General features: G+C 71.5%; 10 protein-coding genes and 1 rRNA gene. 5 read left to right on the forward strand and 6 right to left on the reverse strand.

The features are described from left to right. Window positions 1–81: 81 nt before the first annotated feature. Together QSK15_RS28540 and QSK15_RS28545 are read left to right on the forward strand one after the other, a co-directional pair. Complete coding sequence (locus QSK15_RS28540) at window positions 82–1,338, forward strand: acyltransferase family protein (protein WP_285797132.1); 1,257 nt, start codon at window positions 82–84, stop codon at window positions 1,336–1,338. A 117-nt stretch (window positions 1,339–1,455) separates the two neighbouring features. Continuing rightward, window positions 1,456–2,634, forward strand: a complete 1,179-nt coding sequence (locus tag QSK15_RS28545; protein ID WP_285797160.1) for a glycosyltransferase family 4 protein — start codon at window positions 1,456–1,458, stop codon at window positions 2,632–2,634. Here the strand turns inward: QSK15_RS28545 and QSK15_RS28550 are convergent. The 3 genes from QSK15_RS28550 to QSK15_RS28560 are packed head-to-tail and all read right to left on the reverse strand — an operon-like array spanning window position 2,619 to window position 6,436. Further along, on the reverse strand, window positions 2,619–2,813 hold the full coding sequence (locus QSK15_RS28550) for a hypothetical protein (RefSeq protein WP_030328187.1): 195 nt from the start codon (window positions 2,811–2,813) through the stop codon (window positions 2,619–2,621). The two genes, QSK15_RS28545 and QSK15_RS28550, sit on opposite strands and share 16 nt — an antisense overlap. Before the next feature lie 35 nt (window positions 2,814–2,848). Continuing rightward, window positions 2,849–4,558: an MmpA family trehalose lipid delivery protein gene (locus QSK15_RS28555; protein ID WP_285797133.1), complete on the reverse strand. Its 1,710-nt coding sequence runs from the start codon at window positions 4,556–4,558 to the stop codon at window positions 2,849–2,851. Beyond that, entirely contained in the window at window positions 4,559–6,436 is a 1,878-nt protein-coding gene (locus QSK15_RS28560) for a hypothetical protein (protein ID WP_377617879.1), read from the reverse strand. It lies immediately after the preceding gene. A gap of 167 nt (window positions 6,437–6,603) precedes the next feature. On the opposite strand from QSK15_RS28560, the gene QSK15_RS28565 reads away from it, so the two are divergent. Together QSK15_RS28565 and QSK15_RS28570 are read left to right on the forward strand one after the other, a co-directional pair. Beyond that, the gene (locus tag QSK15_RS28565) at window positions 6,604–11,001 is read left to right on the forward strand and encodes an alpha-(1->3)-arabinofuranosyltransferase (RefSeq protein WP_285797135.1); all 4,398 of its coding nucleotides are present in this window, start codon (window positions 6,604–6,606) and stop codon (window positions 10,999–11,001) included. Further along, window positions 10,998–12,266, forward strand: a complete 1,269-nt coding sequence (locus tag QSK15_RS28570; RefSeq protein WP_502889656.1) for a polysaccharide biosynthesis protein — start codon at window positions 10,998–11,000, stop codon at window positions 12,264–12,266. The genes QSK15_RS28565 and QSK15_RS28570 overlap by 4 nt, the downstream gene beginning before the upstream one ends. On the opposite strand, the gene nudC is transcribed toward QSK15_RS28570, so the two are convergent. Beyond that, a complete protein-coding gene (nudC, locus tag QSK15_RS28575) occupies window positions 12,263–13,180 on the reverse strand; it encodes an NAD(+) diphosphatase (RefSeq protein WP_285797136.1) in 918 nt (305 codons plus the stop codon). The two genes, QSK15_RS28570 and nudC, sit on opposite strands and share 4 nt — an antisense overlap. Window positions 13,181–13,361: 181 nt before the next feature. On the opposite strand from nudC, the gene QSK15_RS28580 reads away from it, so the two are divergent. Then, window positions 13,362–15,182: a VanW family protein gene (locus QSK15_RS28580; RefSeq protein ID WP_285797137.1), complete on the forward strand. Its 1,821-nt coding sequence runs from the start codon at window positions 13,362–13,364 to the stop codon at window positions 15,180–15,182. 41 nt (window positions 15,183–15,223) lie between these two features. On the opposite strand, the gene QSK15_RS28585 is transcribed toward QSK15_RS28580, so the two are convergent. After that, entirely contained in the window at window positions 15,224–15,490 is a 267-nt protein-coding gene (locus QSK15_RS28585; protein WP_285797138.1) for a hypothetical protein, read from the reverse strand. A 196-nt stretch (window positions 15,491–15,686) separates the two neighbouring features. Continuing rightward, window positions 15,687–15,803: ribosomal RNA gene (gene rrf / locus QSK15_RS28590) — 5S ribosomal RNA — on the reverse strand.

A 15,803-nucleotide genomic window follows, 5' to 3' on the forward strand; every position in this document is an offset into this window, starting at 1 on the left:
CTGTTGTCCGGGGCACCCGATCCTTAACATGGCGGGAGGTTACTCCCCGGTCACCTTCAAAGCGACCCCCTGGATGTCCAGATGTCCACAACCGCCGCGCCAACAATTCCGCAGACTCCGGTCACCGACCGACTCCCCGCACTCGACGCGCTGCGAGCAATTGGCGCCGTGGCGGTCGTCGGTCACCACATCGGGTTCCAGACCGCTGCCACCATGAACACCCCGTGGGGCGGTTGGCTGGCTCGGCTCGACGTCGGCGTTGCCATCTTCTTCGTGCTCTCCGGATTCCTGCTGTTCCGACCGTGGGCCCTGAACGCTGCAACGGGACAGGCCCGACCCCGCACCGGGCGGTACCTCTGGCGGCGGGCCCTACGAATCCTGCCCGCCTACTGGCTGGCGGTGCTGGTCTGCCTGATCGTCCTGCCGCAGAATCGGCCGGCGTCCGCCGGTGACTGGATCCGCCACCTCACCTTCACCCAGATCTACGAGCCCGGCCAGTTGCGCTCCGGGCTCAGCCAGACCTGGAGTCTCGCCACCGAGGTCGCGTTCTACCTGATCCTGCCGCTGATCGCCGTGCTCGCTGTTGGTCGGTCATGGCGCCCCGTCCGAACCGTCGTGATCGTCTGCGGGGGTTTGCTGGTGACCGCTGGATGGCTCGCGCTGCTGGGGATCGGCTGGCTCAGCAATGGCCTGCACACCATGTGGCTCCCCTCGTACGCGGCCTGGTTCGGCGCGGGGATGGCCCTGGCGGCGGCGCACGTCGCCCTGCGCACCGGGACCGCGCCCGCCGCCTTCCGCGTACTGGACGATCTCGCTTCCGCGCCGATTGCCTGCTGGGCAGCGGCGGTCGCCCTGATGGCGATCGCGACGACGCCCATCGCCGGACCCCGCGACCTCGCCGGTCCGACAGCCGCCGAGTTCGCGGTCAAGCTGACCCTGTACCTCGCGATCGCGACGCTGATCCTGATCCCGGTGGCCTTCGGCGGGCGGACGCGGGTCAAGGAGATCTTCGCCGCCGAGTCGGCCCGGTGGCTCGGCACCGTCTCGTACGGGCTGTTCCTGTGGCACCCACTGGTCATCGAACTCATCTACCTGATCGACGACCGACCGCTCTTCACCGGCGGACTGTTCAACACCTTCGCACTCACCATGGTCTTCGGTCTGATGTACGCAACCGTCAGCTACTACGGCGTCGAGCGGCCCCTGCAGATGCTCGGATCGCAGCGACGGAAGCGACCGGCCAGGCGCGGGCAGGCGTCCGGCACACCCGCCGTCGACGTGGCCGCACCGGCCGTCGCGGCGCCGACGGTCACGCCGGCACCCACTGTTGGCACGTGACGACAGTCGATCAACGCTGCCCCATCAGGGCATTGCCGGCCGGCACCCCAGCCCCCTAGTGTGACGCGCGTCCCTAAATTACTTGAGAGTAGGGTTCGCGTGGAGCGTCGCTTCGGCATGCCCGGACACGTGCTGTTCCTCAACTGGCGAGACACCCGTAACCCCGAGGGTGGCGGTTCCGAGGTGTACGTGGAACGGATCGCCGCCGAGTTGGTGGCGCGCGGTTTCCGCGCCACCCTCTTCTGCGCCGCCCACAGCGAGGCACCCGGCGACGAGGTCAACGAGGCAGGCGTCCGGCTGGTGCGGCGCGGCGGCAGACACACCGTCTACCTCTGGGCGGCGCTCAGCTACCTGGCCGGCGCGCTGGGCGTGGGCCCGCTGTCGAGCCGTCGGGGCGGGCGGCCCGACATCCTGGTCGACGTCTGCAACGGGTTGCCGTTCCTCTCCCCACTGTGGGCACGGCGCCCGGTGGTCAAGCTGATCCACCACGTGCATCGCGAACAGTGGCCGGTGGTCCTTCCGAAGTGGGCCGCCCGGTTCGGCTGGTGGGTCGAGTCGTCGCTCGCCGTGCGCGTCTACCGGCGGTGCCGGTACGTCACCGTCTCCGAGGCCACCCGCAGCGAACTGGCCGTGCTGGGCGTACCGCCGGAGCAGGTCGCCGTGGTGCACAACGGCACCCCGGCGCTGCCCCGCACCGACGCCGAGCGGGCGCCGTTCCCGCTGCTCGTGACGCTGAATCGGCTGGTGCCGCACAAGCGGGTCGAGGTGGCGTTGCGGGCGGTCGCGGCCCTCGCCGACGAGTTGCCCCAGCTGCGGCTGGTCGTCGCCGGCCAGGGCTGGTGGGAGTCGCACCTGCGTGAACTCGCCGCGGAGCTGGACATCACCGAGCGGGTGGACTTCCGGGGCTTCGTGACGGAGGAGGAAAAAGCCGCTCTGCTCGCCTCGGCCTGGGTCGCCCTGACCCCGTCACTCAAGGAGGGCTGGGGCCTGACGATTGTCGAGGCGGGTTCCGCCGGCACGCCAACGGTTGCGTTCCGGGAAGCGGGTGGGGTCGCCGAAGCTGTCGTCGACGGGCGCACCGGCCTGCTGGCCGACGACATCGACGATTACCTGGCGAAGGTGCGCACGCTTCTGCACGAGGACAACGTGCGGCGAGAGATGGGGGCGCAGGCCCGCCAGCACGCGGCGAGCTTCACCTGGCAGGCCGCGGGTGGGCGCTTCGCGGACCTGCTGAGCGGGGTGGAGTCGCCCCGCCCAGTGCAGCAGCGGGGCGAGCCGTCCTACCTGTCGCCGTAGACCTCGGGGGCGTACGGGTCCTTCTTTCCGGCACGCTTGGCCGCTTCCGAAACACTCTTGGCCTCGTTGGCCGCCTCTTTGTCGGTGGCGGTCGCGGCGGCCGAGAGCCCGCCGAGGGCCAGGATCCCCAGCAACGCCGCCACCATGCCGGAGACGACCAGGGTCAGAGCTCTACGCATGCCAATCCTCCAATGGCGAGACGTGCGAGCGGACGTTACCACGCGGTAGGACGCCGGTGTAGTGCCGAAATGGCGGCCGCCATGACCACCAGAAGGGCAGCGCCGAGCGCCATCACGACGGCCCACGCACCAAATCCTCGGGGGTCCGATTCCGGAGGAACAGCCGGGTTTCGGTAGAGAGTGAGAAACGGTCCCTCGTGGACGACTTCGAGATCACGAAGGGTCGCCGGGTCGACCTCGCTGGGCCCTTGGTGCTGCACGACCACCCAGCGCACGCCGGTGGCCGAGACGGGCCGCCCCTCGGCCAGCACCCGGCGCACCTCGCGGAGCCGTGGATTCTCCCCGGCCACCGCGATGTCGCCGACCCGGAGCGTGTCGTCGGTCAGCACCGTCCCCGGCAGGTAGCGCGGCGCCGGATCCAGGACGATACGTCCCGGGTTCCATGGGTAGGCCCGGTAGGCGGACAGCGGCAGCGCGAGGATCTCCCCCGGCTCGCCGGCCACCCGCTCGGCCACCGCCTGCCAGTCCGCCGGATAGCTCACCGGACGAAGCCGACCGGCACCGCCGAAGGCGAGGTCCGGCATGACGGCCACCGGTAGGAGCAGCAGGCCGACCAGAACCACCCCCGCCACCTCCCGGTCGATCCTGGCCATTAGCCGCTCCGCTCCCAACGCGGCACACACCACCAGCAGCAGGGCGTACGGGGCCAGGAACTTCTGGCCGTCTCGAAGCAGCCCTCCACCCGGCAGATGCACCACCGCCCAGCGCAACACAGCGGCCCCGCCGGGGAGCACCCCGAGGGCGGCGAGAAGGTAGGCGATCCCGGCGAGCACCGCGAGCCGCACCGCCGTACCCAGGGGCACCCGGCGCCGCAGCAGGCCGGCACCGACACCGGCCAGAATCAGCAGGATCAGGGTCGCCAGCGGCACCAGCGGTGCCGCGCGACTGGCGGGGGTCGCCTGTGCGCTCCAGACGCCACCCGTACCCGCGAGCGCCACCAGCGGACCGGCCCAGTTCTCCGAACGCGCCGCGAACGCCGCCACCCCCGCCGGATCGGATGACCCGCCAGCGCCGGTGACCAGGGCCGCGGTCACCCAGGGGGCGTTGAGTAACGCGACGCCACCCACCACGAACGCCGACCGGCGAAGGCGCGTCCGGTCCGACACCAGCAGGACCACAGTGCCCAACGCGATCAACCCACCGGTCGGAGTGATCGCGGCGGGAGCGGCCGCGAGCACCACCCGGGCGAGCGCGCCGTCACGACCCGCCCGCAGGTCCAGCGCCGCCCGGACCAACCAGGGCAGCGCGGCGTACGCGAGCAGCAGACCCCACTGTCCGATCAGCAGCCGCTCAGCCAGGTAGGGCGTCCACGCGTACGCCACCGCGGCGAGCAACCGGACCGCGAGCCGTTCCGTCGGCACCAGACGGCCGGCACCGACCGCGGCCAGGAGAACCGCCCCACCGAGCGCCACCCGCTGCACCACCCAACCCGGCACGAGTTGGGTGACCAGGGACATCAGTGCGTCCATCGGCACCGCTCGGGGCAGAGTCTGCGCCGGGGCGACGAGATCCCAACTCAGCGGCTGCCGGGGTACGAACACCATGTCGTACAGCAGCGCGTAGCCCGGTGCCGCGAGCGGGGCCAGCACCAGCACCGTGACAGCCGCCGCAACGGCGTACAGCGGCAACGTGTCCCGCGCCCGCCGCACCGGTGGGGCCCCGACGCCGGTGGTCTGCTCAACCATTCACAGTGCCGGCACCGCGCGGCCGACGGTAATCAGTTGGGTGCACACCCGGACCTCCGAGGTGCTCACGGTGACCTCGACGGCGTCCCCCGCCCCCTCCAGCAGGAAGAACACGTCGTTCAGCCCGCGCTTCAGGGTGATCACCCGGACCGCGTCCCCGAGACGGAAGAGTGCCGTCGAGTCGCCCGAACTGACGTAGCCGAAATGGACCGCGTACGGCCACTCCTCCAGATACCCGTCCAACGGGATCCGGGCGGGTACACCACCCTCCGCCAGGTGCCCGCAGTTGGGCACCGTCCCGGGCACGATCTTCCGCCCCTGAACCACGACCGGACGGATCCGGCCGAAGTCGTCGAACATGAACGGCTTCTCGGCCTCCTCCACGAAGGTGGGCCGCCGATCGGCCGGGCGGAAGAAGTGCGACTGGAGATTGTCCGGCCAGAAGTAGCCGGCGATGACGCGGTCCGGGACGGTGGTCTCCAGGAAGACGGTGCCCGGCGCGGCGGCGGCAAGCTCGATCTGCGTCGTCGCGAGATAGTCCCGTCCGTACTTGGTGCTCCAGTTGTCCCAGAAACGGGCCGTGCTCCACAGCGTGCCCACCCCGATGGTGGCCAGGACGACGATTATCGAGACCAGACCGACCGCGAAGGCACCCGGCTCCCGCAGAACGGTCGGCACCGGCCACGCGGACACGTCGTCCTCATCGACGTCCTTCGTTCCCAGCAGGGCCGCGCCGACACAGATCGCGGCGACCAGCACCACGTCGGCGACGTACCGGGGAATGATGCCCACGAACGAGCCGAGCGGCCCACCGAGGCGGGTCACGGCGAAGAGCGCGGCGACCAGCCCGAGGTAGCACGCGAGCAGCAGCCAGGCCCGCCGGGCCGACGGGCGCCGCCGCGCGGTGACCACGATGAGAGCCCCCAGCACCGCCCACGACAGCCACTTGGCGATGTCGTACGGGTTTACGGCCGGAGGACCGTCACCGGCGTACGCCCAACGCCAGGGTCCGCCGAGCAGACCCGGAACGACGGTTTCGCCGACCAGGTCACCGAGGAATGTGAGGACCTGACCGGCGGAGGTGGGTTCGTCCAACTCGCGGGCGGGACGGGTCAGATAGAAGGCCAGGTACGCCCCCGAGAGCGCACTGAGCACCAGCCACGCCGGCCAGTGTCGGCGGATCGTCGTCACCAGGCTGCGCCAGGTGCCGCCCGACGTGAAGAGGAAGACGGTCAGCAGGAACAGCAGCGGCACGATCAGCAGGGACTTGGTGTCGAAGAGCAGGCCGAACACCACCCACAGGACGACCACCACGAGGTGTCGCAGCCGACCGGTCCGCACGTACCAGACCTGTGCCGTCGCCGCCATGACCAGGGCCAACTGCATCGGCATCACGAGCAGCCCGACCAACCACAGCGAGGAGACCTCAAGCGTCAGCGGGCTGAACACGAACAGGCACAGCGGGATGAGCAGCCCCCAGCCTGGCCGGAGCAGATCGCGCAGCAGCCGGTAGACGGCGAACCCGATAGCCGCCTGGCCGACCGCCAGCAGCAGCACCCAGGGCCAGGTGACGAAACCCGCCACCCGCACCATCGCCCACGCCACCAGCAGGCCACCGGGCATGAGGTGGTTGTTGAAGGTACGCAGGAGGAAGTCCGCGTCCAACCGGGTGTCGAGGACCTGGGCGGCGATGACGAACTCGTCCTGCGAGAACCAGCCACGGGTGGCAAGGCCGGCGCGCCAGGCGACGGACACGACGATGAGGGCGATCGCTACCGCGCGGACGCGGTCGGCACGGACCCATCGGCCGATCGGCCCCGGCCGGTCGCCATCGGACGTGACGCCTTCCGGACGCGTCTCGACCTCAGCTTCTGGCATTGACATGGTCGGCAGCCTGCCACACGCTTACACGCCGTGGGGACGGCCGTTCTCCCGATAACGCCACCGCAGCGCCCCTGGTCGCCCGTCCGTGCCCGGTCCGGATAACGTCGCGCGACAGTAGTCGGCTGCAGGTGCGCGTCCGGCCGGTGAAGACAGGAGCCGAAATGCGTGCAGAGGTGACCGGTGGCGCCGCTCCGGGGTCCAGTCGGAGCCGGCACACGGCCCGACGGTTCCGGCACCTGGTCATCTGTATCGCGCTGACCGCCCTCGCCTTTCAGCAGGCCCCGGGCCAGGTCGTCCCCGACACCAAGATCGACCTGAGTGTCAACCCGGCCGGCTGGCTGCTCCGCTCGCTGCACCTCTGGGACCCCACCGGCACGTTCGGTCAGCTACAGAACCAGGCGTACGGATATCTCTGGCCGATGGGCCCGTTCTTCCTGCTCGGATCGGAACTCGGCATCGCGCCGTGGGTGGTCCAACGGCTGTGGTGGGCGCTGATCTTCTGTGTCGCCTACCTGGGAGTGGTACGGCTGGCGGGCAGGCTGGGTATCGGCACGCCCGCCGGACGCATGATCGCCGGTGTCGCCTTCGCGCTGTCACCCCGCATCCTCACCCAACTCGGCTACGCCTCGGTGGAGTCCTGGCCCAGCGCCATCGCCCCCTGGGTGCTCATCCCGCTGGTGGGCCTCGCCGGCGGCACCCCGCTGCGGCGCGCCGTCGCCGGGTCGGCCGTCGCCGTCGCCTGCGCCGGTGGAGTCAACGCCACAGCCGTGGCCGCGGTGGTGCCACTCGCCCTGCTCTGGCTCGCCACCCTCCAGCCCGTACGCCGCCGCGTCACCGCCATCGCCGCCTGGTGTGGCGCGGTGGCGCTCGCCACGGCGTGGTGGTTGGTTCCGCTGCTCGTTCTAGGCCGGTACAGCCCACCCTTCCTGGACTACATCGAGACCGCCCGGAACACGACCAGCGTCACCGACGCGGTGACGACCCTCCGCGGCGCCTCCTACTGGCTCGCCTACCTCGCCACCCCGTTCGGGCCGATCCTTCCGGCCGGCGCACGACTCGCCAACGAGGCACTACTGATCGCCGCCACACTGGTGGTCGCCGCCCTCGGTGTCCTCGGATTGTCCCGACGCGGAATGCCGCACCGCCGGTTCCTCATCACCGGTCTGGTGCTGGGCGCCGCGCTCGTGGGTCTCGGGCACGTCGGTGACCTGCCGAACATCCTCGCCGGCCCGCAGCGGGAGTTCCTCGACGGCATCGGTGCCCCCCTGCGTAACGTGCACAAGTTCGACGTCCTGCTCCGCCTGCCCCTGGCCCTGGGCATGGCGCACCTCATCGGCCTGGCCATCCGCGCGGCACGCACCGCGCCCGAGCAGCACCGCCCACGAACTGTCGCACGCGCCTGGCTCACAGCCGGTGTGGCCATGGTCGCCGTCACGGCGGTTGCCACGCCCGCGCTCGCCGGCGGTCTCGCCACGCCCGGCGGCGTCAAGGCGGTGCCCGGCTACTGGCACGAGGCCACCGACTGGCTCGACGCGAACACCGGGCGCGGGCGGGTACTCGTCGTACCCGGGGCGCGCTTCCCCTCGTACGACTGGGGTAACACCACCGATGAGATCGCCCAACCGCTGCTGAACAGCCGGTGGGCGGTACGCAACTCCATCCCCTTCACCCCACCGACCACGATCCGGCTGCTGGACGCGATCGAGTCGACACTCGCCACCGGCGCCGGGTCGGCCGGCCTGGCCGACCTGCTCGCCCGGTCCGGGATCAGCCACGTCCTGTTCCGCGCCGACCTTGACCACGGCCGCTCGGACACGGCCCGCCCGGCTGTGGTCCGCCAGGCACTGGACCGCTCACCCGGATTGACCCGCGTCACCTCCTTCGGCCCGGTGCGCGGCGGGCCCTCGTCCCCGGACGAGTTCCGCGACCAGGGGCTCGACGTGCCCGTGCGGGCGTTGGAGGTCTACCGGGTCGACCGGCCGGTCGAGCCGGTTGTCGCGTACGACCGTGACGCCGTGACCACCGTGGTGGGCGGCCCCGAGTCGCTCCTCGACCTCGCCGCGGCAGGGCAGCTCGGCGCGGCGCCGACGGTCCTGGCGGGCGATGCGACGGCGGCCGGCATCGCCGGGCCGGTCGCGATGACCGACGGGCTGCGCAGGCGCGACGTGTCGTTCGGCCGATCGCGTGACAACGCCTCACAGACCCTCACCGCCGACGACACCTTCGAGGTGACGGCCCCCGCCCACGACTACCTGCCCGAGTGGGGGGCGCAGCAGTCCACCGTCGCCCGTTTCGAGGGCATCAGCGCGATCCGCGCGTCGACCGCCCGCTCGCAGGTGGACTCCCCCGGCGGTGCCCGCCCCGAGCACCAGCCGTACGCGGCGATGGACGGCAATCCGGAAACGTCCTGGCAGTCCGCGCCGTACTCGCCCAGCGACCGTCAGTGGGTCGAGGTGGGCCTCGCCAACCCGACCCGGATCACCCGGGTCGAGGTCTGGTTCGACCTGAAGGCCGACGCCCTGCCCACGACGGTGACCGTCGCCGCCGGGTACGAGAGCCGCACCGTGGAACAGTTCAGCGATCACATGGTCTTCGAGCTGCCCGGCGTCCACGCCACCCGCACGGTCAAGATCTCGATCGACGACGCGTACGACCTCCGCTCGTTCGGCAACGGGTCGGTCGGCCTCGCCGAGATCACGATTCCCGGCGTCCAGACGAGCCGGACCCTTGTCCTTCCCGCCGCACCCGCCACCGACCGGCCGGCGACCGTCGTCGTGTCGGCGGCGCCCACCACACCGGCCTGCTTCACCGTCGACGGCCACCCCCACTGTTCCACCGACGCCGTCCGCGGATCCGAGGACGCCTCCAGCATCGACCGGACCCTCACCCTGCCCGCCGCCGGGTCTTACGACGCCAAGCTGTGGGCGCGGCCCACGGCCGGTCCGGACCTGGACACCACTCTCGACAATCTGGTGGCCGACGCACAGCCGCTGCGCCTCGCAGCGCAGGTCAGCGCCTCCTCAACGGCCGTCGCCGACCCGACCGGTCGGGCCGGCGCGGCACTCGACGGGGACCCGACCACCAGTTGGTCACCGGCGGTGAGCGACGAGGCACCGATCCTGCGCCTCAAGTGGCTCAAGCCGCAGACCATCACCGGGCTCCGGTTCTCCGTGGACGACGAGGCGGCCACCACCCGCCTCGGCAGTGTGCGGGTGGTCGGCGACGACGGTTTCCGAAGCAGCCTGCTCGGCGACGACGGGCTCCTTCGCCTGGACCCGCCGATGCGGACCGACGAGATCACCATCCAGTTCCTCGACAAGCCGGCCGCCACCAGCATCGACCCGTACAAGCTGCGGTTGCCGGAGAAGCTGCCCGTCGCGGTCGGCGAGGTGACGGTGTTGCCCGGAGCGTCAATCGTCAAACCGCGCCCCGACGCACCCCTGACGCTGGCCTGCGGGTCGGGTCCGACGCTGCAGATCGGTGCGTCCCGGGTGACCACCACGCTCCGCGGCACACTCCGCGACCTGCTGGAACTGCGCGAGATGGCGGTGACACCGTGCGGGCGGAACACGCCCCGACAGCTCGACCTGGGCCGCGGGGAGCACCGCATCGTGACCACACCGAGCAAGCTCGCCTCGCCCACTCGGGTCGCCCTGGTGCCCCGGACGCCCACGCCGGCCCCTGCGGCGGTCGCCAGCGCCATCGAGGTCGGCTCCTGGGCAGCCACCGAACGACGGGTACGGGTGGCCGACCACCCCGTCGACCGCGTACTCGCCGTACGGGAGAACACCAACACCGGCTGGGAGGCGACCATCGGCGGGCGGACGCTGAAGCCGCTGGTGGTGGACGGATGGCAGCAGGGCTGGATTCTTCCCGCTGGCACCTCCGGGGAGGTGGTACTCCGCTTCGCCCCGGACACGACGTACCGGGCGGGCCTTCTGCTCGGCGGCATCCTGCTGGCGGCGGTAGTCCTCCTCGCGGTGTTGCCCGCCCGACAGCCCACCGGGCGAACCTCGACGAGTCCCGTACCGCGCGGCAGACGCCGGGTCACCCGCTCGCTGCCGCTGCTGGCGGTCGGGGCCGGCGCGTTGGTGCTGTGGAGCGGCCTCATCGGCGGCCTGCTGGTCGCTGCGGGATTCATGCTGGCGGTGCCCGGCCCGCGCCGCCTGCCCTGGTCAGCCGACCCACGTCGGGACAGGACGATCAGCCGGGCCGTGGAGACCTGGCTGCCGGGCGCGCTCGTAGTGCTCGCCGGGTGGCTCCACCTGAATTCGGCGCAACGCAACACCGACGCCCTGCTGCAACTCATGATCGTCGTCGCCCTGGGTGCTCTCTGGCTCTCCACCACCGCCCGTCGACGACCCGTACGCCGCACCACGCCGACCGCCGTGACCTCGGCCGTTGCGGCGGCTGCGTTGGTCGCTGAGGAATCGAAACCAGACGCGGCGAAGCCTGACCAGGCCGAACCTGACCAGGCCGAGCCCGACCCAGCGACCGGCCCGGACCAGGCGACCGGACCGGCCGACGGGCAGCGGCCGACCTTCTCGGAGATCACGTGAGCCTTCGGCGACCCGTCCGTCCGAAGGCGACAGAGCGGACGGAGGAGCCGGCGGAGACGGAGGAGCCGGCGGAACCGGTCCGACGGAACAACGGTCTCGGCGCGGCCGGGATCAGCGTCACGCTGGCCGGCGTACTCGTCAACGGCCTGGCGTACCTGGTGCCGGTGCTGGCCGCCCGGCGGCTCGACCCGGCCGACCTCAGCGCGCTCGCCGCCGCCCTCGCTCTGGTGGCCATCGCCGGTGTGCCCGGGCTCGGTCTGCAACTGGCCGTCGCCGTTCACCACGCCCGGCACGGGTCCTCCGACACCCGACGGCTCACCGCGATCACCGCGGCCGTCTGCGCGGGGGCCCTCATCGCGGCGACGCCACTACTGGTCACCGCCCTGGACCTCCCGGTCGAGACGCCCGCGCTGCTGGCGGTCACCACGGCGGCGATCGTGTTCTCCTCCCGGTCCCTCGGAGAGTTGCAGGGTGGCCAGCGCTTCGTACGACTCGCCATCGGGATGGCAGTGCTCGCCGCCGGCCGCTACGGCGGCGTGATCGCCGGACTGCTACTCGGCGCGGGACCGACCGGCGCGCTGGCGGCCGGCGCGCTGACCGCCGCGCTGACCCCGGCGGTGCTGGCCCGACTCGCCCGCGAGCCCGGCCGACAGTCCGACGTCCCACCGTTGACCGTCGCTCAGATTGTCGCCGGCTGCGGTGCGACGCTGGCGATGCTCGTCGTCTCCTACGCCGATCTGCTGCTGGCCCGGCAACTGCTGCCCCCGTCGGACGCCGGGGCGTACTCGGTCGGCACCGTGTTGAGCAAGGGCGCGCTCTGGGCGCCGCAGGTCGCCGCCGTCCTCGCCCTACCGCGGCTGGCCCGCGGCGACCGGCGCAGCCGAACTGTTGCGCTCGCGGTGACCGGCGGATGCGGCCTGGTGCTGGTGCTCGCCTCGGCGCTCGCCGGTGGGCTCGCCTTCCGCCTCGCCGGCGGGCCCGACTACGACCACCTCGGCCGGTACGCGCCCCTCTTCGCGGCGGTCGGCGCCCTCTACGCGGTGACGTTCGTGCTGCTCAACGACCGTCTCGCGGCCGGCGCACGGTGGGCGGCGGCACCGTTGTGGGTGGGTATGGCCGGTCTGCTGGCCGTCACCGCGACGCTCCGGCCGCACACCGTCCCCGGTCTCGTTCTCGCCGCCCTGGGCACGGCTGTCGTCGTCACCGCCACGATGGCGGTGGCGGCCCGTCGGCCAGCCCGGGCACCGGTGGGCGAGCCCGACTAACCCTCCGCGAGCCAGTCCGCCAGGAGACGGTGGTCGATCGCGTCCACCCGACCGAGCGGACGCCCCGAGGCCACCCGGTCCCGCAGCTCCGCCCGCGTGAACCAGCGCGCCTCCAGCAGTTCCTCGCCGTCGACGCGTACCTCGTCGGACGTGGCGGTGGCCCGGAAGCCCACCATCAGGCCGGCGGGGAACGGCCACGCCTGCGACCCCTGGTAGGTCACGTCGGTGACGGTCACTCCCGCCTCCTCGGCCATCTCCCGGCGGACCGCATCCTCCAGGCTCTCGCCGACCTCGACGAAACCGGCAAGCGTCGAGTACGCGTCCTCGGCCGCACCCGCGTGCCGGGCCAGCAGACACCGCCCCGGCGGACCGGGTGCCTCGACCAACACGATGATCGCCGGCTCGATCCGGGGAAACAGCAGACGCCCGCATGCCGTGCCGGTGCAGGTCCGTAGGTGCCCGCCGCCGCCGGTGACGGCCGCCGCGCCGCACGTCCCGCAGAACCGCTGCTGCCGGTGCCAGTGCAACAAACCTCTGCCGTACGCCTGGACGGCCGCGTGACCGGGTTCGAGCCGCCCGACCAGGGCCCGCACGTCGACGGACCGCACCGCGCCGGCCAGTTCGAGGGCGGACCGCTCGGGCAGGTCGGAGAGGTCCGCAGCGAACACGGCGACCTCCGCGTCGAGCCCCAGGAAGACGGTCTCACCGGCGGCGGATCGGACCAGCGCCGCGCGCTCCGCGCTGAGCCGAACCGGCCCGTCGCCGTCGACGAGACAGCGGTCCCGCCACATGGCCAGCAGCACCGTGGTCGGCTCGGCGAACAGCTCGCTCAACCGTGTCGGGTCGGTGCGCAACGGGCCTGCCCGGTCCAGCCAGCCGCCCCCGTACGCCAACACCCGCTCCGCAGTGCCCACCCGGTCACCGTGCCACGCCGGTGATCCACCCCCGGCACCGCCCCCGGGTCGGTGCGACACGCCGTACGACACGCGGTGGCAGCGCCTGGTGGGCGCAGCTACGAGGACGGCTGGGCATTGGTTACCGTAGGTGCCTCCGGGAGGGAGGACCTCCCGCGGCACCCTGGCGATCGAGGTTGCAGTGACGCTGTACGGCGAAAACAGTCCACCTGTCGACGACCGGCCCACCGTGCAGGTCACCGCCGTCACCTGGCCGGACGATGGATCTGAGCCGGTCACGACAGCCGCTCCCGGCGAACCCGACAACGGCCCGCGCCGGTCACGTCGGGTGCGGATGCTGCTCGCCGCCGGCATCACCGGTGGTGTCCTCGCCGCTGTGGCGGGTGCCGGCGCCTGGGCGTACGCCGGTGACGTTCCCCGTGGCACCAGCGTGCTCGGCACCGAGCTGGGCGGCCGGAGCCGCGCGGACGCCGACCGGGAGTTGCGGGCGGAGCTGGACCGGCGGGCGGCGACGCTGACCACGCCGCTGAAGGTCACCGTCGACGGGCGTACCGCCGAGATCAAGCCGGCCGATGTGGGGCTGGCCGTCGACGTACCGGCGACCGTCGCGGCGGCGGCTGAGGCCGACGCGCACCCGGTCAGCCGGCTGGTCGGCTCCCGCACCGTCGAGCCGGTGGTGACAGTCGACGTCGGCCGGTTGGACGACGCGCTCCGCAAGGTGCTCGGCGACCAGGCTCAGGGGATGACGATGCCGGCGATCACCTATCAGGGCACCACGCCGAAGGTCGTACAGCCCAAGCCCGGGCTGGCCTTGAACCCGGAACGCTCCGCCGAGGTGGTCCGCGCCGGCTGGTTGGCCGGCGAGCCGGTCACCGTGCCCCTGGTGGAGACCCACCCGGCCACCACCCCGGAGGAGTTGGATCGGCTGGTCGACGAGCTGGCGAAGCCGGCTGTGGCCGCACCGGTCACCCTGCGCACCACCAAGGGCTCGGTGACGGTCCCGCCCGCCGCCATCGCGAAGAGCCTGCGGTTCAACGCCGACAAGACCGGCAAGCTGACCCCCACGGTGGACGTGAAGCGCCTGCGGACCGCGCTCGGCGAGAAGTTGGCCGCCATCGAGGTGCCGCCGAAGGACGCCACGATGGCGATTTCCGGTGGCCGGCCCACCGTCAAGGACGGACAGTCCGGGCAGCAGCTGGACACGGCGGCGCTCAGTCGGGACCTGCTCGCCGTGCTGCCGAAGGCGGACGGCCGCGAGGTGACCGGCGAGCTGAAGCCGACGCCGCCGCAGCTGACCGCGGAGAAGCTCGCCGGCCTGGGCATCAAGGAGCGGGTCTCCACCTTCACCACCCGGTTCACCGGCGGAATGGCCTCGTCACGCAGCCAGAACATCGCGACGATCGCGAAGAAGGTGGACGGCACCGTCGTGCTGCCCGGGAAGACGTTCTCGCTCAACGGTCACACCGGGGAACGCGGCTACGCCCAGGGCTACCGGGACGCACCGGTCATCCTCGACGGCAAGCTGGTGCCGGGGGTCGGCGGCGGCACCTCGCAGTTCACCACCACGCTGTTCAACGCGACCTACTACGCCGGCCTGGAGGACGTCGAGCACAAGCCGCACTCGTACTGGTTCGACAGGTACCCGGCGGTCATCGAGTCGACCATCTTCTGGCCCAACCTGGACTTCAAGTTCCGCAACAACACCGACTACGGCGTCCTCATCGACACGTCGTACACCTCCAGCTCGGTCACCGTGTCGATCTGGAGCACGAAGATCTACGACAGTGTCAAGACGGAGTACGGCCCGCGCCGCAACATCACGACGCCGAAGCAGATCCACCTGACCCCCGGCCCCTCGTGCATCGAGACCAACGGCATCAACGGCTTCACCCAGGACGCCTTCCGGGTCATCAAGAAGGGCGGCGTGGTGGTCAAGCGGGAGAAGTTCACCTGGCGCTACGACGCGGAGCCCCGCTACGTCTGCGGACCGAAGCCCTCCTGAGGTCCGCTCCGAGCTCGGCCCTGCAGGTGGGTCCTCTGGGGTCAGCTCGGTTCCGCGGTCAGCTCGGTGACGTCACCGCCGCGCCCATCGCGTTTGCCGCCCTGCGGTGGCATCGGCACGGTGCCGGTCTCGTGCACGCGGATCTCGGCTCGGAACCGGTGCGCCGCGGGGTGCCACATCTCCTCGAACGGCCCCATGACCTCGCCCCCGATGCCCCGACGGCGGACCCGGGAGGCGAGCCACCAGAGAGCCCACAGGATCGCCGCCACGCAGCCGGCGAACACCAGGGGTATCAGGACGTCATCCACCTGCCGAGACTAGCCGCAGACGGCAGACCCAGGACTGCGCCGCCGCACTTCCAATCCGCGGTTTCAGCGAAGCGGGCCAACAAATGACCCGGGACACCACGACTTTCAGATACCCGAGTCGATCAACCAGCCGCAGTCCGGGGACCACTGAAACGCAGAAAGGCCACCCCATACGGGGTGGCCTTTCTGGAAGTTTGTCCGGCGGCGTCCTACTCTCCCACACCCTCACGAGTGCAGTACCATCGGCGCTGGAGGGCTTAGCTTCCGGGTTCGGAATGTAACCGGGCGTTTCCCCTCCGCCATGACCGCCGTA

This window comes from Micromonospora sp. NBRC 107095, from assembly GCF_030269705.1.
In the GTDB taxonomy this organism is placed as follows: domain Bacteria; phylum Actinomycetota; class Actinomycetes; order Mycobacteriales; family Micromonosporaceae; genus Micromonospora; species Micromonospora parva.